Annotated in this window: 19 protein-coding genes; 10 read left to right on the forward strand and 9 right to left on the reverse strand. The window is 49.2% G+C overall.

The features are described 5' to 3' along the window. Nucleotides 1–121 precede the first annotated feature (121 nt). Both BN3349_RS02070 and lrp read right to left on the reverse strand, forming a co-directional pair. Nucleotides 122–3,022, reverse strand: coding sequence for a DNA translocase FtsK (locus tag BN3349_RS02070; protein ID WP_040975642.1), 2,901 nt, complete (start codon nt 3,020–3,022; stop codon nt 122–124). Beyond that, on the reverse strand, nt 3,022–3,510 hold the full coding sequence (lrp, locus tag BN3349_RS02075; protein ID WP_040975643.1) for a leucine-responsive transcriptional regulator Lrp: 489 nt from the start codon (nt 3,508–3,510) through the stop codon (nt 3,022–3,024). The genes BN3349_RS02070 and lrp overlap by 1 nt, the downstream gene beginning before the upstream one ends. 146 nt (nt 3,511–3,656) lie before the next feature. On the opposite strand from lrp, the gene BN3349_RS02080 reads away from it, so the two are divergent. Beyond that, a complete protein-coding gene (locus BN3349_RS02080; protein ID WP_040975644.1) occupies nt 3,657–3,992 on the forward strand; it encodes a PM0253 family protein in 336 nt (111 codons plus the stop codon). Between the two features lie 20 nt (nt 3,993–4,012). Here the strand turns inward: BN3349_RS02080 and radA are convergent, their stop codons facing one another. Both radA and BN3349_RS02090 read right to left on the reverse strand, forming a co-directional pair. Beyond that, nucleotides 4,013–5,389 (reverse strand): DNA repair protein RadA, encoded by a 1,377-nt coding sequence (gene radA, locus BN3349_RS02085; protein WP_040975645.1) that lies wholly within the window; start codon nt 5,387–5,389, stop codon nt 4,013–4,015. Between the two features lie 16 nt (nt 5,390–5,405). Continuing rightward, nucleotides 5,406–6,473, reverse strand: a complete 1,068-nt coding sequence (locus BN3349_RS02090; protein ID WP_040975646.1) for a CYTH domain-containing protein — start codon at nt 6,471–6,473, stop codon at nt 5,406–5,408. 172 nt (nt 6,474–6,645) lie between these two features. Here BN3349_RS02090 and BN3349_RS02095 point away from each other — a divergent pair, with 172 nt between their 5' ends. The 7 genes from BN3349_RS02095 (at nt 6,646) to BN3349_RS02125 (ending at nt 13,252) form a co-directional block, all read left to right on the forward strand. Then, nucleotides 6,646–7,326: a TIGR00153 family protein gene (locus BN3349_RS02095; protein WP_040975647.1), complete on the forward strand. Its 681-nt coding sequence runs from the start codon at nt 6,646–6,648 to the stop codon at nt 7,324–7,326. A gap of 27 nt (nt 7,327–7,353) precedes the next feature. Then, nucleotides 7,354–8,616 carry an inorganic phosphate transporter gene (locus tag BN3349_RS02100; RefSeq protein ID WP_040975648.1) on the forward strand — a complete coding sequence of 421 codons (1,263 nt, stop codon included), beginning with the start codon at nt 7,354–7,356 and terminating at the stop codon, nt 8,614–8,616. 122 nt (nt 8,617–8,738) lie between these two features. Then, nucleotides 8,739–9,356 (forward strand): TIGR04211 family SH3 domain-containing protein, encoded by a 618-nt coding sequence (locus tag BN3349_RS02105; protein ID WP_040975649.1) that lies wholly within the window; start codon nt 8,739–8,741, stop codon nt 9,354–9,356. Between the two features lie 59 nt (nt 9,357–9,415). Further along, entirely contained in the window at nt 9,416–10,678 is a 1,263-nt protein-coding gene (locus tag BN3349_RS02110) for a multifunctional CCA addition/repair protein (protein ID WP_040975650.1), read from the forward strand. Between the two features lie 39 nt (nt 10,679–10,717). Further along, entirely contained in the window at nt 10,718–11,350 is a 633-nt protein-coding gene (gene lolB / locus BN3349_RS02115) for a lipoprotein insertase outer membrane protein LolB (RefSeq protein WP_040975704.1), read from the forward strand. Continuing rightward, a complete protein-coding gene (gene ispE / locus BN3349_RS02120) occupies nt 11,350–12,255 on the forward strand; it encodes a 4-(cytidine 5'-diphospho)-2-C-methyl-D-erythritol kinase (RefSeq protein WP_040975651.1) in 906 nt (301 codons plus the stop codon). The genes lolB and ispE overlap by 1 nt, the downstream gene beginning before the upstream one ends. 49 nt (nt 12,256–12,304) lie before the next feature. Then, the gene (locus tag BN3349_RS02125) at nt 12,305–13,252 is read left to right on the forward strand and encodes a ribose-phosphate pyrophosphokinase (RefSeq protein ID WP_040975652.1); all 948 of its coding nucleotides are present in this window, start codon (nt 12,305–12,307) and stop codon (nt 13,250–13,252) included. A 188-nt stretch (nt 13,253–13,440) separates the two neighbouring features. Here the strand turns inward: BN3349_RS02125 and BN3349_RS02130 are convergent, their stop codons facing one another. The 5 genes from BN3349_RS02130 to mepM all read right to left on the reverse strand — a co-directional run bounded on the left by BN3349_RS02130 (nt 13,441) and on the right by mepM (nt 18,781). Continuing rightward, nucleotides 13,441–14,355, reverse strand: a complete 915-nt coding sequence (locus BN3349_RS02130) for a siderophore ABC transporter substrate-binding protein (RefSeq protein ID WP_040975705.1) — start codon at nt 14,353–14,355, stop codon at nt 13,441–13,443. A 28-nt stretch (nt 14,356–14,383) separates the two neighbouring features. Next, nucleotides 14,384–15,148: an iron ABC transporter ATP-binding protein gene (locus BN3349_RS02135; RefSeq protein ID WP_040975653.1), complete on the reverse strand. Its 765-nt coding sequence runs from the start codon at nt 15,146–15,148 to the stop codon at nt 14,384–14,386. Further along, a complete protein-coding gene (locus BN3349_RS02140) occupies nt 15,139–16,104 on the reverse strand; it encodes an iron chelate uptake ABC transporter family permease subunit (RefSeq protein ID WP_048736520.1) in 966 nt (321 codons plus the stop codon). The genes BN3349_RS02135 and BN3349_RS02140 overlap by 10 nt, the downstream gene beginning before the upstream one ends. Continuing rightward, entirely contained in the window at nt 16,097–17,050 is a 954-nt protein-coding gene (locus tag BN3349_RS02145; RefSeq protein WP_281256006.1) for an ABC transporter permease, read from the reverse strand. The genes BN3349_RS02140 and BN3349_RS02145 overlap by 8 nt, the downstream gene beginning before the upstream one ends. 168 nt (nt 17,051–17,218) lie before the next feature. Next, a complete protein-coding gene (mepM, locus tag BN3349_RS02150) occupies nt 17,219–18,781 on the reverse strand; it encodes a murein DD-endopeptidase MepM (protein WP_040975655.1) in 1,563 nt (520 codons plus the stop codon). Nucleotides 18,782–18,977: 196 nt separating this feature from the next. Between mepM and znuC the strand changes: the two genes are divergently transcribed. Together znuC and znuB are read left to right on the forward strand one after the other, a co-directional pair. Continuing rightward, nucleotides 18,978–19,784 carry a zinc ABC transporter ATP-binding protein ZnuC gene (znuC, locus tag BN3349_RS02155; RefSeq protein WP_040975656.1) on the forward strand — a complete coding sequence of 269 codons (807 nt, stop codon included), beginning with the start codon at nt 18,978–18,980 and terminating at the stop codon, nt 19,782–19,784. Then, nucleotides 19,784–20,569 (forward strand): zinc ABC transporter permease subunit ZnuB, encoded by a 786-nt coding sequence (znuB, locus tag BN3349_RS02160; protein WP_040975657.1) that lies wholly within the window; start codon nt 19,784–19,786, stop codon nt 20,567–20,569. The genes znuC and znuB overlap by 1 nt, the downstream gene beginning before the upstream one ends. Nucleotides 20,570–20,576 lie beyond the last annotated feature (7 nt).

Consider the following 20,576-nt stretch of genomic DNA (forward strand, 5'->3'; position numbering starts at 1 on the left):
AAAGTGCGGTGAATTTTAGTGCTGTTTTTTTCATCGTTGCTTTCCTTAAACAAAAAATGAATGGCATCCGTTAGACAATCAAACGCGCGATTAATTCCCTCGCCGGTTTCCGGCGCTCAAGCTAATAATCGGTTTGTCGGGATAAAATCTCGCGCTTGCCGTTTTGCATTGGCGATACGATGCCCTGTTCCTCCAGTTGATCCATAATCCGCGCAGCACGGTTAAAACCGACACGAAAACGGCGCTGAATGGCGGAAACCGATGTCGTTCCGGTGCTGATCACAAATTCCATCACTTCATCAAACAGATCATCCAATTCACCGTCATCAAAACCACGCTCGCCGTCGCTTGATTCCTCATCTTCCGCACTCTCTAAGATGCCGTCAATGTAATTCGGTTTACCGCGTGCACGCCAGTCATCCGCCACGCGTGCTACTTCATCGTCACTCATAAATGCGCCGTGTACGCGAATCAGATCAGAAGATCCCTGTCCCGAATACAGCATATCTCCACGTCCCAGCAGGGCCTCCGCGCCGCCCTGATCAAGAATGGTGCGCGAGTCAATTTTACTTGCCACGGTAAAGGCGATACGGCTTGGGATATTGGCTTTAATCAGCCCGGTAATCACATCCACCGACGGGCGTTGAGTGGCTAAAATCAGGTGAATGCCGATGGCGCGGGCTTTCTGCGCCAAGCGTGCGATCAGCTCTTCAATTTGTTTACCGGCAACCATCATCAGATCGGCAAACTCATCGACGATCACCACAATATAACTGAGTTTTTCCAATGCTGGCGGTAAGGCATCCATGGTATCACCCGGACGCCAAATTGGGTTCGGGATCGGCATGCCCATGGCATTATATTCTTCGATTTTTTCGTTATAGCCTTCGATATTGCGCACCCGCAGCGCCGATAATAGCTGATAGCGACGTTCCATTTCATCCACACACCAACGCAGCGCATTCGCCGCTTTTTTCATATCGGTCACCACTTCGGTCAGCAAATGCGGAATACCGTTGTAAATCGACAGCTCCACCACTTTCGGGTCAATCATAATAAATTTTACATCTTCCGGCTTAACTCGAAACAGCAAACTCAAAATCATGGTATTCACCCCGACGGATTTACCCGACCCGGTGGCGCCCGCTACCAATAAATGCGGCATTTTCGCCAAATCCACCACCACCGGCTTCCCGCTGATATCTTTACCCAGCGCCATAGACAACGGCGATGCGGAACGGCGGAATTCGTCGCTGTCCAGCACATCACGCAGCGGCACCGTCTGGCGCTGCACATTCGGGGTTTCTATCCCAATATACGGCTTGCCGGGGATCACTTCCGCCACGCGAATCGAGCGGAACATTAATGCGCGCGCCAAATCCGTATCAATACCGGTAACTTTCGAGGCTTTCACGCCCGGTTGCAGTTCCAGCTCGTAACGGGTAACGACCGGACCGACCAGTACATCTTTCACCGTCGCTTTCACATTAAAATTGCGCAGCTGCTGTTCAATGCGCTGTGAGGTTTCAATAATTTCTTCCTGCGTAATATCCTGCACTTTGGTAGGACGATGCTCCAGCAAATCTAAACTCGGCAGCGGTGTCGTCGGTTTTGCCGTGGTTGTCACTTTCTTCTGCAATGCCGGATGAATCAGCGAACCACCGTAAGAGGCATATTGAGGCGCCGACGGTGTTGCCAGTTCAGCGGTTTTCTGCGGTTCGGCTAAAATCACTTGTAGCGCATCTTCCGCGTGCATGGCTTTGGCACGCTGTTCCATTTCCGCCAAACGTTGCTGTTCCTGTTCGGCAAACTGACGCGCCAACTCCGCCATTTCCGCTTCATTGTTATCCTGCGTATCCTGTGCCTCCGGTTGCGTGCGCCCGCTATTTACCGTAAATGGAGAAGAATCCTGCGCTGAATTCATATTACGTTCAGGAATAGACACCGTAGGCATTGAAATATCGGTATAAACTGACGAATATCCGCCCTCTACAAAAGAATTCGGGGCAAAATCCACCGCACTTTGCACCGTCGCAGCAGCCTGCTCGGAATAAGGTACCGCAACGGCAGGTGCCGGCGAGGTAATACTGACTTGCGGCAGCTCATTGCTTTGGGCTGTCTCATATGCTGCAAACGCTGGCGCCGATGCAGCTTGCGCTGCTACTGACAACGGCTCGCCTTGTAGCGCGGCGGGGTTGTTGTCATCGTGTAATCCGCTGATATTAATCAAGCTGTTGACATTCACCAAACCATTGCCGGTTTCGTGCTTGCCTTGTTCAGCATCCGTATTTGCCGTCGATTGCGTGTTATCTGCGTCCGATAAAGTCACGCTATCCGACAGCGGTTTGCGGATAATAATTTCTTCCAACGGCTGCGCCACGGTTTCTTTACCGAGGGCATCCACCTGCGGTTCATCAGTGACTGCCATGGGGTCGTGCGGTGGCGTATCTTCGTTTTTCATAGTCAGCCAGTAATAAAATTTCATCAGCACGCGCAGCAATGAGGCACCAGAACAGAAAATAAAGCCCACCACAGCGAAAATTACCGCAGTAAATAAAATACCGAATTTGCCCAACAGCGGGAAAAGCCACACCGTCAGACTTGCGCCCAGCACGCCGCCCGCCAGATAGTAATGCGTATTGGACAGCAGCAAGGTCGCCAGTACGGTTAAACCGCACAACAACAAGACAAAACCGAATAAACGAAAGCTAAACCGCATCCATGTCAGGCTGTCGGTGCGTTTGGTTTTAATAAAACTGATCGGCGCAATGCACAGTACAAAAGGCAGCAGATTTCCAATATGCCCGAACAACGCGAAAAACAAATCAATAATCCAAGCGCCGAGCGCACCGGCTTTATTAATGGTAGCGGGCTGCGAGGTTGATACCGACCAAGAACTGTCCAGCGGGCTGTAACCTGACCACGCGATAATCAAATACAAGCCGAAAAGTGCGGTCAATCCTAACAATAATTCGACGAGATATTGTTGCGGGGTAAAATGATGAGTAATTCGTTTAATCATTATCTATTCATTTTTAATTGTAAAAAATTCGTCTGTTTCACTTCTTCCATAACCACATAGGTGCGGGTATCATTCACGCCGGGCAGACGTAGTAACGTGGTGCCGAGCAATTGCCGGTAAGCCGCCATATCCGCCACTCGGGTTTTCAGTAAATAGTCAAAATCGCCGGACACCAAATGGCATTCCTGAATTTCTTCCAACTGCTGCACCGCCTCATTAAATTCTTCAAACACATCCGGTTTGCCACGCACCAGCGTAATCTCTACAATCACCAGCAGCGGTGAATTCAACAGTTCAGGGTTCAACAGCGCACGGTAGCCCATAATCACGCCTTGCTTTTCCAAACGTTTTACCCGCTCCAAACAAGGGGTCGGCGACAAACCGACTTTTTTCGACAAATCAATATTGGAAATTTTGCCGTTGCGCTGTAATTCATTCAGAATTTTTATATCAATATTGTCAAGTGCTCTCGTTAATTTCTTTTCCATAAAATCTCCAAATTTAACTGACCCGAAATAGGTAAATAACGTCAAAACCACGGAAGAACGTCTGATTTTACACTATTTCATTAGATTTTTATGTGATTTTTTTTATAAAATGTCAGCCCGCAATCATTCATTTGGAGGCTGTTAAAATGACTAATCCGTTTATCGCCCATTGGACCGCCAGCGGCAATACATTATGTTTAGGTCACTGGGAAATTACCTACCGTGACAAAGCACTGGTTCTTCCCGAAAAGATCCGCGAGCACGATATGGGCACCCGAGGAATTTATTATTTTATCGATCCCACCGATGAGCTGTATCTTGAAGGACTGGATGAAGACGACTGGATTTTAGCCAATATCGACTGGCTGAGCGAGCTGTTTATTGACGCGGATATTCCGCTGGAAGAAGAATATATGCGCCTGTTTTATCAGGCGGTCAATAAACAGGACTGGCGCTGCGGCAGTTGCGGCGGCTGTATTTAAACCCAAGCCCGCAACACAGATTAAAAGTTTTCCACAATCGCCAGTGCATCCGCCAACTTTTTCACAGTAAAAACCTGCATATTTTGCACCGCACTTTTCGGTTTATTGGCAAACGGCACAATCGCCCGTTTAAACCCGTGTTTCGCCGCTTCGCTAATGCGCTCCTGCCCGCTCGGCACCGGGCGGATTTCACCGGCAAGTCCTACCTCGCCGAAAACCACCAGATCCTGCGGTAGCGCTCGGTTGCGAAAACTGGAAATCAACGCCAGCAACAGTGCCAGATCGGCGCCGGTTTCCGCCACTTTCACGCCGCCGACCACATTCACAAACACATCCTGATCGGACATTTGCAGTCCGCCATGACGGTGCAATACCGCCAGCAACAGTGCCAGTCGGTTCTGTTCCAGCCCCACCGCTACCCGACGCGGATTTGCCAACATGGAATGGTCCACCAGCGCCTGAATTTCCACCAGCAGCGGGCGCGTGCCCTCCCAGATCACCATAACCGAACTGCCGGCGGTTTGTTCTTCGCCACGACTGAGGAAAATAGCGGACGGATTTTTCACTTCGCGCAGCCCTTGTTCGGTCATGGCGAACACGCCCAACTCGTTTACCGCGCCGAACCGATTTTTATGGCTGCGCAAGGTGCGGAAACGGGAATCCGCTTCGCCTTCCAACAATAAAGACGCGTCGATCACATGTTCCAGCACTTTCGGTCCTGCCAACGTACCGTCTTTGGTCACATGCCCTACCAGAATTATCGCCACCTGACGGGTTTTCGCATAACGGGTCAGGAAAGAAGCACATTCACGCACCTGCGCCACGCTGCCCGGTGAAGACTGAATGTCCGCCAAGTGCATCACCTGAATGGAATCGATCACCATAATCTGCGGCTTTAATTGATCCGCCAGCAGGCAGATTTGCTCCACCGAGGTTTCCGACAGCAGATTCAAGCGATCCGATGGCAGCCCCAGCCGATTGGCACGCATCGCCACCTGTTGCAAAGATTCCTCCCCGGTCACATAAAGTGCGGTCATATTTTTCGCCAAATCGCACATCACCTGCAACAATAAGGTACTTTTGCCAGCACCGGGATGTCCACCGATTAAAATTGCGCTGCCCGGCACAATGCCGCCGCCGAGCACGCGATCCAATTCGTTAAATCCGCTGCTAAACCGCGGCAGCTCCTGCAAACTAATCTCCGACAGAGTTTGAATTTTCGTCTGGGTTTCCCCGGCATAACCGCTGAAACGATCGTTTTTACTCGGCTTTGCTGAGACCAGCCGTACTTCACTGATGCTGTTCCATGCCTTGCAGGCGGAACATTGCCCTTGCCAGCGGGCAAATTCCGCGCCGCACTGATTGCAAACATAAGCAGTTTTAGGTGCTTTCGCCATTCTCGTTTCGTTCCGTTTAATCTAAAGTAAGAAAAATCAAATGCAGCATTCGCTTCACATAAAGTACTGATTGCAGCAGTTCGAGCAGCTTATCCAACGCCTGACGGTTATTTTTATTTTCGCTGTGCAGGCAGATGATCGCCTTAATTTGCGACAACAAACGGGCGTTGCTTTCCACAATCGCCGTCAGATTCTCCTGTTCGTCGTCCGCCGCGCCCTGTTCCAGCCGTTCATGCAGCGCACCTTCAAGTAAACTGCTGTTTTCCGTATAAAAATGATACAAATTGAAAAACGCCCCGATACGCTCGACGGTGCGCAGAAAATCCTGTGCCAAATATTCGGCGCCCAGCGTCATGGTTTCTTCAATCAGCTCCTGTTCCAACTGAAAAAGTGCGGTCAGTTTTTGCCGAGAATTCGCCGCCTGCTGCGCAAACTGCAAAAATTCACGCCAGCTGTCCAGCCAGTTTTTCACCTCTGCGGTGGTTTGTTGCTGCGCCAGACGATAGCCGCGCTGTGCCTTGCTGACCGCGCTTAAGCGTACGCCGTTTTCCAAACTCAATGCGGCGACGAAATGCAATAAATCCTCAATACGCCCCTGTTTTAGCTCAAATTCCACCTCACAAATCGGCTCGCGTTTATCCCCGGCGCGGATCTCGCCCTGATCCAAGGCAATTTCCACCACCACGCCGTTGCCGCATTCCACCAGCCACACACGACGGGCAAAATCGGTGGCAAAAATCGGTTGTAGGGTAAGCGTGCGCCACGCCGGATCAAGTCGGCAGGCATCGACTAACTTCGGCAAATCGGGCTGCGGATTATCCAGCTCAACATTATATTCCGGTCGGATATGCAAGCCGCCTAAGCTTTTTCCGTCGGTTTTCAGGGTAAAGGTATAACCTTCACCGGCTTTGCGTACCCGCAGTCCCATATGCTGCGCGGCAAAAAGACGCTGCGGCGTATCGTAATAACAGTTGCCGAGCAGCTGTGTTTCCTGCGCTAGAATGCGGAAAGCGGAAATCTCCTGACTTAAAAAAGCGGCAAAATCGGCGGATACCGCCAATTTCAGTTCAACTTCATTCTTCATAACATGCCTTGAGAGTAAAAAAATCTACCGCAGTGCGGTCGGAATCGTTCGGAAATCTTGTCGGCATTATCCAATAAATCCGGATCTTTTTCGATTAAAATCGTGAATTTTTCATTCACATAGGGTAATATGCGCGCTGAATTACTTTCAACCCCCTTAAGGAGTTAGCTAAATGGCAGTAAATAATATTTTCGGTTTATTTGCCCACTCGCCTTTAAAGCCGCTGCAACAACATTCGGACAAAGTAACCGAATGCTGTAGCTTTTTGGTACAGTTTTTTGAATACACTTTTGAAAATGATTGGCAGAACGCAGAACAAGTACGCCAGCAGATTTCTGAAGCGGAACGTCAGGCCGACGCGCTGAAACGGGAAATCCGGCTCAAACTGCCGCGCGGGCTGTTTATGCCGATCGACCGCACCGACCTGCTTGAGCTGGTCACTCAACAGGACAAACTCGCCAATTATGCCAAAGATATTGCCGGACGAATGATCGGACGCCAATTCTCATTCCCAACCGAAATGCAAGATGAGTTTATGCGTTATGTCTGTCGCAGTCTGGACGCCACCGTGCAGGCACACAAAGTCATCAACGAAATGGACGAATTGCTGGAAACCGGCTTCAAAGGGCGCGAACTCACTTTCGTCAATAATATGATTCAGGCGTTGGACGATATCGAAGACGATACCGATCAAATGCAAATCAAATTGCGTTTAATGCTGCGTGGTGTGGAAGACCGCTACAATCCTATTGATGTCATGTTTTTATATAAAATTTTGGAGTGGATCGGCGTACTCGCGGATCAAGCGCAGCGCGTCGGCTCCCGCATTGAATTAATGCTGGCACGCTCATAATTATCATTACAAACATAGGGAAACACTATGGAAATTATTCAAGAATATGGCACATTGCTTGTCATTATTACCGCCGCGTTCGGCTTTTTTATGGCATTCGGGGTCGGTGCCAATGACGTATCCAACGCAATGGGAACGTCAGTTGGCTCAGGCACTATTACAGCGAAACAAGCTATTATCATTGCAATGATCTTTGAATCCGCCGGGGCATATCTTGCCGGCGGTGAAGTAACGGAAACCATTAAAAGTGGCGTGATCAACACCGTCGAATATGCCGCGACGCCGGAAATTCTGGCGCTGGGCATGATGGCGGCGCTGTTTTCCTCCGGTTTATGGCTGCTGATTGCCTCCAAAATGGGCTGGCCGGTTTCCACTACGCACACCATTATCGGGGCGATTATCGGTTTTGCCTGCATAACTGTCGGTCCGCATTCCGTGGATTGGGGTTCAATCCGCAATATTATCGGCAGCTGGTTTATCACCCCAGTACTCGCCGGGATCGTCGCTTACGGCATTTTCTTCAGTACTCAAAAACTCATTTTCGATACCGAAAAACCGCTGCATAACGCGCAGAAATACGGTCCTTATTATATGGGCGTGACTATTCTGATTTTGTGTATCGTCACCATGACCAAAGGGTTAAAACACGTGGGGCTGCATTTAAGTGGGCTTGAAACAACGGTGATTTCCCTGTCTATCAGTGCGGTTTCCGTGGTGCTGAGCCGCTTTTATTTCCGTAGCCGCATTTTCCGTCATACCATGCGTTCCGGCACCTTTGGCGCAGTGGAAAAAATCTTTAGTATTCTGATGCTGCTCACCGCCTGTGCCATGGCATTCGCCCACGGTTCGAACGATGTCGCCAACGCCATCGGTCCGGTATCTGCGGTGGTTTCCATTGTGGATCATCAAGGGCAAATCATCGCTAACAGTCCGTTGGCATGGTGGATTTTGCCTTTGGGCGCTGCCGGGATCGCACTCGGACTTATCGTCATGGGTTATAAAGTGATGGCGACTATCGGTACCGGCATTACCGATTTAACCCCAAGCCGCGGATTTGCCGCGCAATTTGCCACTGCCACCACTGTGGTACTCGCCTCCGGTACCGGCTTGCCGATTTCCACCACGCAAACGCTGGTCGGCGCCATTTTAGGTATCGGGTTTGCGCGCGGTATTGCCGCATTAAACCTCACAGTTATCCGCAATATCGTCGCCTCTTGGATTATCACCCTGCCGGCTGGCGCGTTATTTGCAATTCTGATTTATTATATCCTGAGCGCGATTTTCATCTAATCGGCGTGCAGTTCACAACGCAGCGACAATATCGGTTTAGCGAAAACTTTGTCAATAAGTTAAAGTGCGGTACAATCTACCGCACTTTTTTATTTGCTTAATTTATTTAGGATGTTCATATTATGCAAAAAATCACGACTATACTGCTTTCCGCCCTCGCCCTACTGTTTGCGCTTGCACTGCCGACCGCACAGGCGGAAACTCAATATGTTACTGAAAATCTGTCCACCTTTTTACGCAAAGGTGCCGGCGATCAATATAAAATTGCCGGCGCCATTCAGTCCGGCGACGCTGTTACCGTGCTGGATCGCAAAGATAAATATACCCTTATCCGCGACGGCAAAAACCGTGAGGCTTGGATTCTTACCAATGAATTGACTGCCACTCCGAGCAGTAAACAGGAAAATCCGAAATTAAAAGCCCAAATTCAGGAGCTTACCCTGAAACTTAACCGCCTAGACAGCGACTGGCAGCAACGTACCAGCGAAATGCAGCGCCGTACTAAACAGGCGGAAGAACAAAGCAGCCAGCTGCTGGAACAGAATTCACAGCTGAAACGCGAGCTGGAAATCACCAAAAATAAAAATCGCGATCTGGAAGCTATGCTGGATGCGGGCAAACGCGAAATCGCGATTCAGTGGTTTATTTACGGCGGCTCAGTGTTAGGTGTCGGTCTGCTGCTCGGTCTGATCATCCCGCTGATTGTGCCGAAACGTCGCCGTCGCGACGGTTGGGCGTAAGGCTTAGCATGGGCGATATATCTGTTTTATTCTTGTTTGCGCAATAACGGGAATGTTCGATGCAAATTTATCTTGTGGGCGGTGCAGTCAGAGATCAATTGCTGAACCTGCCGGTTAAAGATCGCGATTGGTTGGTGGTCGGCGCCACCCCGGCGCAATTGCTGCAACAGGGCTATCAGCAGGTCGGTAAAGACTTTCCGGTGTTTTTGCACCCGCACAGCAAAGAAGAATACGCCCTTGCCCGCACTGAAAAAAAAGCCGGTCGCGGCTATACCGGTTTTATCTGTGATTTCAGCCCGCACATCAGCCTCGAGCAAGATCTGATGCGCCGGGATCTGACCATTAACGCCATTGCGCAGGATCAGCAAGGTAATCTGCATGACCCTTATCACGGCGTGCGTGATTTACGCCGGCGGATTCTGCGTCATGTGTCGCCGGCTTTTGCCGAAGATCCGTTGCGGGTCTTGCGGGTCGCCCGTTTTGCCGCCCGTTATCATCATCTCGGATTTACCATTGCGCCCGAAACCTGTCGTTTAATGCGACAGATCGCGCAACAGGGCGAACTGGCACAGCTCACCGCCGAGCGGGTTTGGCAGGAAACGGAAAAAGCGCTGAACGAAAAAAATCCCGAAGTGTATTTTGAAACCCTCAGACAAACCGGTGCGTTACAAGTATTGTTTGCCGAGCTTGATGCGCTCTACGGCGTGCCGAATCCGCCGCATTATCATCCTGAAATCGACAGTTTCGCCCACAGCATGCTGGCGTTACAACAAGCGGTACGCCTGACAGAGAACAGCGATTGCCACAAAAGTGCGGTGCGTTTTGCCGCCGTTTGTCATGATCTGGGCAAAGCGCTAACCCCGTCTACTATACTGCCCCATCATTACGGGCACGAACAGGCTGGCATCACGCCACTGCGCAATCTGTGCCGACGGCTGAAAGTGCCGACTTATACACAAACGCTGGCGACCTTGAGCTGCGAATATCACGGTCATATCCATAAGGCTTTTGCATTGCGCCCTGACAGCATTTTGAAGCTGTTCAATCGACTGGATATTTGGCGCAAGCCGTTGCGTTTCAACGAATTACTGCTGGTTTGTCAGGCTGACTGCCGCGGGCGGACAGGCTACCAACAAGCGCCTTATACACAAGCTGATTTTCTGCTGGCACTCTACCGCAGTGCGTTGCAGGTGGATGTCCGACAAGTAATCGCTGACGGCTTCAGCAAACAGGGAATCCGCGACGAACTGAATCGTCGGCGTAAACTTGCCCTGCAGCAAAAACGCGCACAAATCCTACCGCACTTTACTAATCCCGGCTAACACCGTAAAATACGCACAAATTTTTTATTTGTTATGATTATGCCCTATTTGAAAAACCTTTTTTTGCTGTTATTCGCCGCACTGGCGCTCAACGCCTGTACAACCCTTGATATTGACAGCAACCGCCCGACCGGCGTGCAGCATATCGACAACAGCGATCCCGCATGGCAACAACATTTGCAAAAACTCAACAGCATTCAATCTTACCGCGCCGCCGGGCAGCTCGGTTATATCAGCGCGAAAGAGCGTTTTTCCACTCGTTTCGACTGGCAATACCGCAATCCGCAAGCCTATACGCTACTGCTGTCATCTACCATCAGCAGTTCCACTCTGAAATTTGAGATGAATCCTCAGGGCATGACCATTTCCGATAATAAAGGAAACCGACGTTCCGAGGCGGACGCCAAAATGCTGCTGCGGGAGATTGTCGGTATGGATATACCGTTAGAGCAACTGGCATTCTGGTTAAAAGGTCAACCCGATACCAATGCAGACTATCAGGTCGGCACCAACCATTTACTGGCCGGTTTCAGCTACCCGCTCGACGGCACGCGCTGGACGGCGGATTATCTGAATTATCACACCGAGCGCGCCATTGCATTGCCGCGTGATATTCTGTTGAAAAATGCCGCGCAAACCTTAAAAATCCGCGTGGATGATTGGCAATATTAATGAAAACTTATCAATTTTCCACCGCACTTTCGTCGCACAATACGCACGCTGCGCTGCGCTTTCCTTGCCCGGCTAAGTTGAACCTGTTTCTGTATATTAACGGCAGACGTGCCGACGGCTATCATGAATTGCAAACTCTGTTTCAGTTTCTGGATTTCGGCGACTGGCTACGTATTTCTGTGCGTCAAGACGGAAAAATCACCCTGTCGCCGTCCTTTGTCGGGATCAATACCGAAGAGAATTTGATTTACCGTGCTGCTCGCCTGCTGCAACGCGAAACCGGCTGCACGCTGGGTGCGGATCTGCAACTGGACAAAATTCTGCCGCTCGGCGGCGGCGTCGGCGGCGGTTCGTCCAATGCTGCCACAACACTGGTGGTGCTAAATCGTTTGTGGCACACCGGGCTGACAACGCCACAACTCTGCGCGCTGGGCTTGCGCTTAGGTGCCGATGTGCCGATCTTTATTCATGGCAAAGCCGCTTTTGCCGAAGGCGTAGGCGAACAAATTACGTATTGCACGCCGCCGGAAAAATGGTATCTGGTACTCAAGCCGGCAGTCTCGGTTTCTACCGCGCAGATTTTTAATCATCCCGCGCTGCCGCGCAATACGCCAAAAAAAACGCTGGCACAGTTGCTGAGTGAAAATTATGCAAACGATTGCCAAAAACTTGTGCTGGATCAGTATTCGGAGGTTGAACAAGCCCTGCGCTGGTTGCTACAATATGCACCGGCAAGATTAACCGGCACAGGCGCTTGCGTTTTTGCAGAATTTGACGACGAGCAATCCGCGCAGACAGTATTGCGCAATAAACCGGAACAATTATTCGGTTTCGTTGCTAAAGGGGTTAACATTTCGCCATTGCGGCGCATGTTAGCGCATACCTTTAACGGAACCAGTCGATGACTTTATATACACTTTCTTATCATCTAAAATCCTTGAGGTTAAATTTACAATGCCCGACATTAAACTCTTCGCTGGTAATGCCACACCAGAACTAGCCAAACGCATTTCCGAACGTTTATACCTTTCATTGGGGGACGCCACCGTCGGTCGTTTCAGCGACGGTGAGATTCAGGTTCAGATCAATGAAAATGTGCGCGGTAGCGATGTTTTTATCATCCAGTCCACCTGCGCACCGACAAATGACAACTTAATGGAACTGATCGTCATGGTTGATGCCTTACGTCGCGCATCGGCAGGCCGCATTACCGCGGTGATTCCGTATTTCGGTTATGCCCGCCAGGATCGCCGCGTCCGTTCCGCCCGCGTGCCGATCACCGCTAAAGTGGTTGCCGATTTCTTATCCAGCGTCGGGGTGGATCGCGTGTTAACCTGTGATCTGCACGCTGAACAGATTCAAGGCTTCTTTGATGTGCCGGTAGATAATGTGTTCGGTTCGCCGGTACTGATTCACGATATTCTGAAAAAATCCGATCTGCACAATCCGATCGTGGTGTCACCGGATATCGGCGGCGTGGTGCGGGCTCGCGCGGTGGCTAAGCTGCTCAATGATACCGATATGGCGATTATCGACAAACGCCGTCCAAAAGCCAATGTAGCACAGGTTATGCACATTATCGGTGACGTTGCCGATCGCGATTGTATTTTAGTGGACGATATGATCGACACCGGCGGTACCTTGTGCAAAGCAGCGGAAGCGCTGAAAGAACGCGGTGCCAAACGGGTATTCGCCTATGCGACTCATGCAGTGTTCTCCGGTTCAGCGGCAAAAAATATCGCCAGCAACGCGTTGGATGAGATCGTCGTCACCGATACCATTCCGCTTTCACCGGAAATCAAGGCGCTGGGTAAAGTGCGCACGCTGACTCTTTCCGGTATGCTTGCCGAAGCCATTCGCCGCATCAGCAACGAGGAATCCATTTCCGCCATGTTCAACTAAACATCACGCTGCTTATCCATGTAACGGGCGAGATAATCGCCCGTTTGTTTTTTGCTCATTTCGGCGCTGCAAACGACCGCACTTGCGTTCGATACTTTTCGCTGGCGGAGTTCAAATAAAAAAATAACGACCCTGTACTAGGGTCGCAGATTAATTTAATGCAAAGGCTGTCTAAAACAGAAAACGTGCTATTTTTTCACCGCACTTTCCACTTCGTCAATCATAATGGCCATACTTTCCAGCCCGCCGAAAGTTAAATACCAGTTGGCAGCATTCAAATAAACGATATGATTGTTTTTAGCCGCTTTGGTTTGTTTAATAATCGCGTTATCCAGCACGGTTTGCGCGTTGTTGGCTTTATCCGTAATCGCGGCGGTACGATCCACCACAAATAAATAATCCGGATTTTTTTCTAGAATGTATTCGAAACCGATACTCATGCCATGGGTGGATGCTTTGATCGCCTTATCCGCCGGAGTAAAGCCGAAACCGGTATAAATAATCGCATAACGGGAATTATCACCAAACGCGCTGATTTTGCTTTCATTGACTAACGTCATTAACGCCGTTTTGCCTTTCGCCTGTTCAGCCAACTGTTTCATGCGGCTATCGAGTGCAACCAGCTTTTCTTCTGCCAGTGCTTCCTGAGCGAAAATCTGACCGAAGGCGCGGATATTTTGCTGAAAACTCGGATAGAAATTATCATAATCAAGTTTCACGAAAAATACCGGCGCAATTTCTTTCAAGCGATCCAGCACTTTTTCCTGTCGCCCGGTAGCGATGATTAAATCCGGATTTAATTCGTTGATTTTCTCAAATGCCGGTTCCGGCGGCACGCCCACATTGGCATAGTTCGCCGCACCGAATTCGCTTAAATATTCCGGCACTTTACCGGCATTGGTAACACCGACAATGGCGTCTTTCGCCCCCAACAGCCGGATGGTATCCACGGCGGAAAAATCCAGCACCACAACCCGCTGCGGGTTCTGCGGCACAACTTGTTTGCCGGCGGCATTTTCTACCGTAATATCCGCCGCATCGGCGCTGGCGATACCTAACAAGCCGAGTAAGGCGACGGCTAAGGTTGAGAACGTTTTTTTGATCATAGCGATAGCTCCTGTTGTGTTGTGATTAATTTCTAAAATAAACGGCGATTTTATGCTGGTTGATCTCCTGAATCGGAATCGGCATATCGTAAATCGACTGCAATACTGCTTCCTGCATAATGTGATTGACTTCGCCCTGTTGCACCAGTCTGCCGGCTTTCATGGCGACGATATAATCCGAATAGCAGGAGGCAAAATTAATATCGTGGATGACGATAACCACGGTTTTATTCAGCTCGGTGGTCAACGTGCGCAGTACCCGCATAATCTGTACCGAATGCTTCATATCTAAATTATTCAGTGGTTCGTCAAGTAAGATGTAATCGGTGTCCTGCGCCAGCGTCATGGCGATGTAAGCACGCTGTAGCTGACCGCCGCTGAGATTATCGATATAACGCTGGCGCAACGGTGCCAGATCCATATATTCAATGGCATGATTAATAAAAGTGCGGTCATTTTCAGTTAAGTTTCCTTTGCTGTAAGGAAAGCGCCCGAAACTGACCAACTCCTCTACCGTCAGACGCAGATTAATGTGATTGGACTGCTTTAAAATCGACAGCTGCTTCGCAATATCAGCGCTTTTCTGTTCGTTCAGCCGTGTACCGTTAAGATAAATTTCACCGCTGTCGGCATTTTGCAGTCGACTGATAATCGACAACAACGTGCTTTTACCCGCGCCGTTAGGACCGATGAAGGAGGTGATTTTTCCCTGCGGAATCGTCAGTGACACATTGTCCACCACCTTTTTGCCGCCGTAACTTTTATTGATATTTCTGATTTCTATTGCCATTTTTTATTCGCTCGTAATAACAGATAGATAAAATAAACGCCGCCGACAAAATTCACAATAATGCTCAATGTAGTATTGAAACTGAACACCTGTGAGACCAAAAGCTGACCGAACACCAGCGTGATCACGGCAATCAACATCGCCGCCGGGATCAGTATCGAATGCCGATAAGTGCGGATAAATTCGAAAGTGACATTCATCACTAACAAACCGAGAAAAGTCAGCGGACCGACAAGTGCGGTGGACACCGAGGTTAGAATCGCCACCAAAATCAGCAGGCGTTTCGCGATTTTATGATAATCCACGCCGAGGTTAACAGCCTGATCGCGCCCTAAGGACAGCACGTCAAAATAAGGCAGATAGCGGATCGCATAAATGATAGCAGCGATCAAAATTGCCAGAGCAAGCCATAAAATATTGGTGTTGATACGGTTAAAGCTGGCGAAACCGATATCCTGTGCAATCTGAAATTCATTCGGATCAATCAGCACTTCCATAAAGGTCGTCAGACTTTGAAAGAAAGTGCCGAAAATAATGCCGACCAGCAACAGGAAAAAAATATTTTGCTGCGCTTGATTAAATAAAAAATGATATAACAGCAGCGAAAACAGCACCATCGCGCCGGTACAGAGCATAAACAGCAACACCGAGTCGATTGCCATCAACGTGCTGGAACCGAACACAAAAATAATGCTGGTTTGAATCAGCAAATACAGATTATCCAGCCCCAAAATCGTCGGCGTGAGAATTCGGTTGTTGGCGATAGTCATAAAGATCATTGTCGCCAGCGCAACGGACATGCCGGTCACCACAATGGCGGCGACCGCCAACGCACGGCTGTGCAGGGCGTATTCCCAGCGATTAGGTAAGTTGTAAAACAAATATAACGCCACAGCAAGGATGGCCAGCGCCGCCAGCACTATCAATCGGCGCAAGTGCGGTGTTGTTTTAGCCATGTCGATACCGTTTCAATAATAAATACAGGAAAATGCCGCTACCGAACACGCCGACCATGGCATTAATGGAAATTTCATACGGATAGATCACCGAACGCCCCAAAATATCGCACAGCAGCACAAATACCGCGCCCAACAATGCGGTATGCGATAAGATTTTTTTCAGATTATCGCCCAGATACAGGGTGACGATATTCGGGATAATCAGCCCCAAAAATGGAATCACGCCCACCGAAACAATTACAATGGACGACACCGTCGCCACAATGGCCAAACCTAGATACAATACCTGCTGGTAATTCAACCCCAGATTGGTGGCAAAATCTTGCCCCATGCCGACAATGGAAAAACGGTTGGCGAACAAATATGCGATCAGCAAGGCGGGAATACTGAAATAGAGGATTTCATAGCGCCCGGACATCACCAGCGAAAAATCCCCTTGCAGCCAGCCGGAAAGATTTTGCAGCAAATCCTGCTGATAGGCGATAAACGCGGTAACCGAACTGATAATATTGCCGAACATGATGCCGACCAGCGGCACGAAAATCGTATCTTTAAACTTCAAGCGGGATAAAATCGTCATAAACAACAGTGTACCGACAAATGAAACCACAATGGCGACCGCGGTTTTTAACAACATGGAAGCGCCTGGAAACAGTAATATCGCAATTAAAATGCCTAAACGCGCGCTGTCCATAGTGCCCGCCGTGGTCGGTGAAACAAAGCGGTTGCGGCTAAGTTGCTGCATCACCAAACCGCAAATACTTAAGGCGGCACCGGCGATAAGAATGCTGATCAGGCGCGGAATGCGGCTGATTAAAAAGATTTGCCATTGCATAGGATCAAAATGCAATAACCCTTGCAGATTCACCGTGCTCACTCCGAGAAAAAGCGAAATCACAGAAAGCAACAATAATAAGATAAACAGATAACGGCGTTTAATCATAATATGTCATCTAAGTCATACAAAAATTAAAATGAGAATAATTATTATGAATAATAAAGCATGATATCATGCCTTATTTCAAGTGCAATAACAAGCATAAAAAATGCAGCGGAAACGTCGATTTTTCCACCGCACTTTTGCTTACTACCAGGAGAAAACTAAATAAGTTTACATTTTTAACTGCCGCTCCGCTTCTTTCGCGCGCAACAGGAATTGACGACGTTCCGCCGTTGACATTTCACTGCTGGTGCCCGGCAATTTGACCGTCAACGGATTAACCGGGCGACCGTTAATATGAAATTCATAATGCAGGTGCGGTCCCGTAGAGCGCCCGGTATTGCCCGATAACGCAATGCGTTCGCCACGTTTTACGCTTTGACCGGCTTTCACCAACGGCTTGCTTAAATGCATATAAACAGTCTGATATTCACGACCGTGACGGATAACAATATAGCGTCCCGCACCGCTTGCCTGATACGCCACTTTTTCTACCCGCCCGTCTGCTGGCGCAATCACCGGTGTGCCGATTGACATTGCAAAATCCACGCCGTTATGCGGACGAATACGCCCGGTGACAGGATGCCGACGAGCCGGATTAAACGGCGAGGAAACCCGCGCCTGACGCTGCATTGGATAACGAGCAAAGCCTTTTCCCAGTGTTTCGCCCTGGCGATTGTAGTAGCGTCCGTTACCGGCTTGAATGGCATAATAGCTTTTTCCGCCGGAAATAATGTGAATCGCCTCCACATTCCCTTGACCGGTTAATTTGTTATCCAGATATTCGCGCGACACCAATACGGCAAATTTATCGCCTTTTTTCAGTCTGTTCATGCTGATCTGCCATTGCAGTGCCGTGGTTAACTGGCTGATCTGCTTGCCGTCCAGCCCCAATCGGCGCAAACTCGTCGCAAAAGAACCGGTAATCTGACCTTTTAGTGTCTCTTTTTTCCAGATACTTTTCTTTTCCAGAATCTGACGTTTGAATGTTCCGTCTTGCTGCCGTTCGTAAATGCGTTCTTCTTTTTCCGAAACCAGCCAGTTTAAATATTCCAGCTCATTGTCTCGGTTTAAAATCCAGTAAAACTGCTGTCCGGCTTTCAGTTTTTTCAGTTCAGGGTAGGCAGCGATTAAGTTCTTACTGGTTTCATCCTCAAGCCCAGACTGTTCCAGCACATCTCTTAGCGTATCACCGCGCACAACGGTATGGCTGAACTGATTTTTGATTCGTAGCGCCTGATCCGCCACATCCAGCAAATCATTCAGCACGCTTTGCGCATCTTCCGGCAGTTGCGACATGCCGTCATCTTCATCTAGATTGACCTGATCCACTTCGTCATCCTGCCCCTGCAAATCGTCATCATAGGAGGTAGCGTCCTCCGTCGGTGGCGGAAGCGGACTTTGGCTCGGCAAATTGTGCAACAAGGTTACGCGCATCGCGGTGTTCAACGCCATAGAAACAGCATTGGCTTCGGTTGATGCGGGCGCATCGGCAAGCTCCTTCACATCGGTAAACTGCGTGCTCACCGAATCGGGCTCAGGCGGTGTGGTATCGGTTAAAGAGCGGTATTGGTTTTGATCGCTGACAACTACGGTATCCAGTTTGGTTTCCACGGTTTCTTTCAGACTTAGCAACATTCCAGCCAGAATAGATAGAATCGCCAAAAAGAAAATCGCTGCTTTAATCCGCGATTTTCTTTTTCGTCTGTCTCTTGCCAACTTAACGTGCCGCACTACCTATTTTTCCTTTGATGACCACTGTATAAGATGATTGCATGCTATTCAGACCAATGATAGTGCAAAAAATTCAGCGCGAAATTGAAAAAAACCATTAACCGAATAAATTATAAACATAATTCATGTTCAACTTGTTAAAAAAGGGAAAATAAGCTATTTTAAGCCGATTATTTGGCAGTTGAATACAGCGACAATGCAGACCCGTTCCCTAACACAGCCCCTGATTGAGTTAAAGCATATTAATGTGCGTTTTGAGCAGAAAAATGCTTTACAGAATATCAATTTAACCATTTATCCCGATTCGGTGATTACCATTGTCGGTCCGAACGGCGGCGGTAAATCCACTTTATTAAAGGTGCTGCTGAAATTGCTGCCGCCCACCTCCGGCGAAGTTATTTATCACCGCAATGTGCGGATCGGCTATGTGCCGCAGAAAATTCATCTGGATCACAGCCTGCCGATGACGGTGGAAAAATTCCTGTCGCTGAAAAAAGGGATCAGCAAAAGCGCAATTCGCGATACGCTGGCGTTATTATCAATCGGCGAATTACTGCACAACAGCATGCAGAAACTGTCCGGCGGGGAAATGCAGCGAGTATTACTGGCGCGCGCCATTTTAAACAAACCGCATCTGCTGGTGTTGGATGAACCGACGCAGGGCGTAGATATTAACGGACAGGCGGAACTGTATCAGTTAATTCATCAAACTCGACAGACGCTTAACTGCGCGGTGTTAATGGTTTCCCATGATCTGCATATCGTTATGGCGGATACCAACGAAGTGCTGTGCATTAACCAGCACGTATGCTGCGCCGGCAGTCCGGAAAGCGTGTCCAATGATCCCACTTTTATTCATTTTTTCGGAGATCAATTATCCAAAAATATCGCTTTTTACACCCATCATCATAATCATAAACACGACATCCACGGCGACGTCTGCTGCAATCGTTATTTTCATTCGCAGCAATGCGCCCATCGGCTAAAAAACAAGGATAACTAATGTTTGATATTTTGCTTCCCGCTTGGCTGACCGGGATTTTACTGTCATTGATTACTGCCCCGCTCGGCGCTTTTGTGGTCTGGCGTAAAATGGCTTATTTCGGCGATACGCTGGCGCATTCCGCGCTGCTTGGCGTGGCGCTGGGGATGTTTCTGCATATCAATCCTTATCTGGCAATCGTCGTCCTTACCCTGCTGATTGCGGTGATGATGGTCTGGCTGGAAAGCAACACCCAGTTTTCGGTCGACACACTGCTTGGTATTATCGCGCACAGCTGCCTTTCTCTCGGGGTGGTAACGGTTGGGTTGCTGCACAATGTGCGGGTAGATTTGATGGCGTATCTGTTCGGCGATCTGCTGGCAATTAGTTATGAAGACTTATATTTTATCGGCGGTGGAGCAATTTTCGTGATGCTGGCGCTGTTTTATTTCTGGAAACCGCTGCTGTCTACTACCGTCAGCCCGGAACTGGCGCAGGTGGAAGGGATCAATATTCGCCGGATGCGGTTTATCTTAATGATGCTGACCGCGCTAACCATTGCACTGAGCATGAAATTCGTCGGCGCGCTGATTATTACTTCACTGCTGATTATCCCCGCCGCAACCGCTCGACGTTTCGCCCGCACACCGGAAACCATGGTGGGGATCGGCATACTAGTCAGCATGCTCTCCGTGTCACTGGGCTTAACCTTATCGGCATTCTACGACACTGCCGCCGGTCCGTCTGTGGTGATTTGCTCGACCTTGCTGTTTTTATTGTCATTATGCAAGAAAGAAACGAATTAAAAATCGA

Origin of the sequence: Necropsobacter massiliensis (assembly GCF_000827595.2) — a bacterium.
GTDB classification, from domain to species: domain Bacteria; phylum Pseudomonadota; class Gammaproteobacteria; order Enterobacterales; family Pasteurellaceae; genus Necropsobacter; species Necropsobacter massiliensis.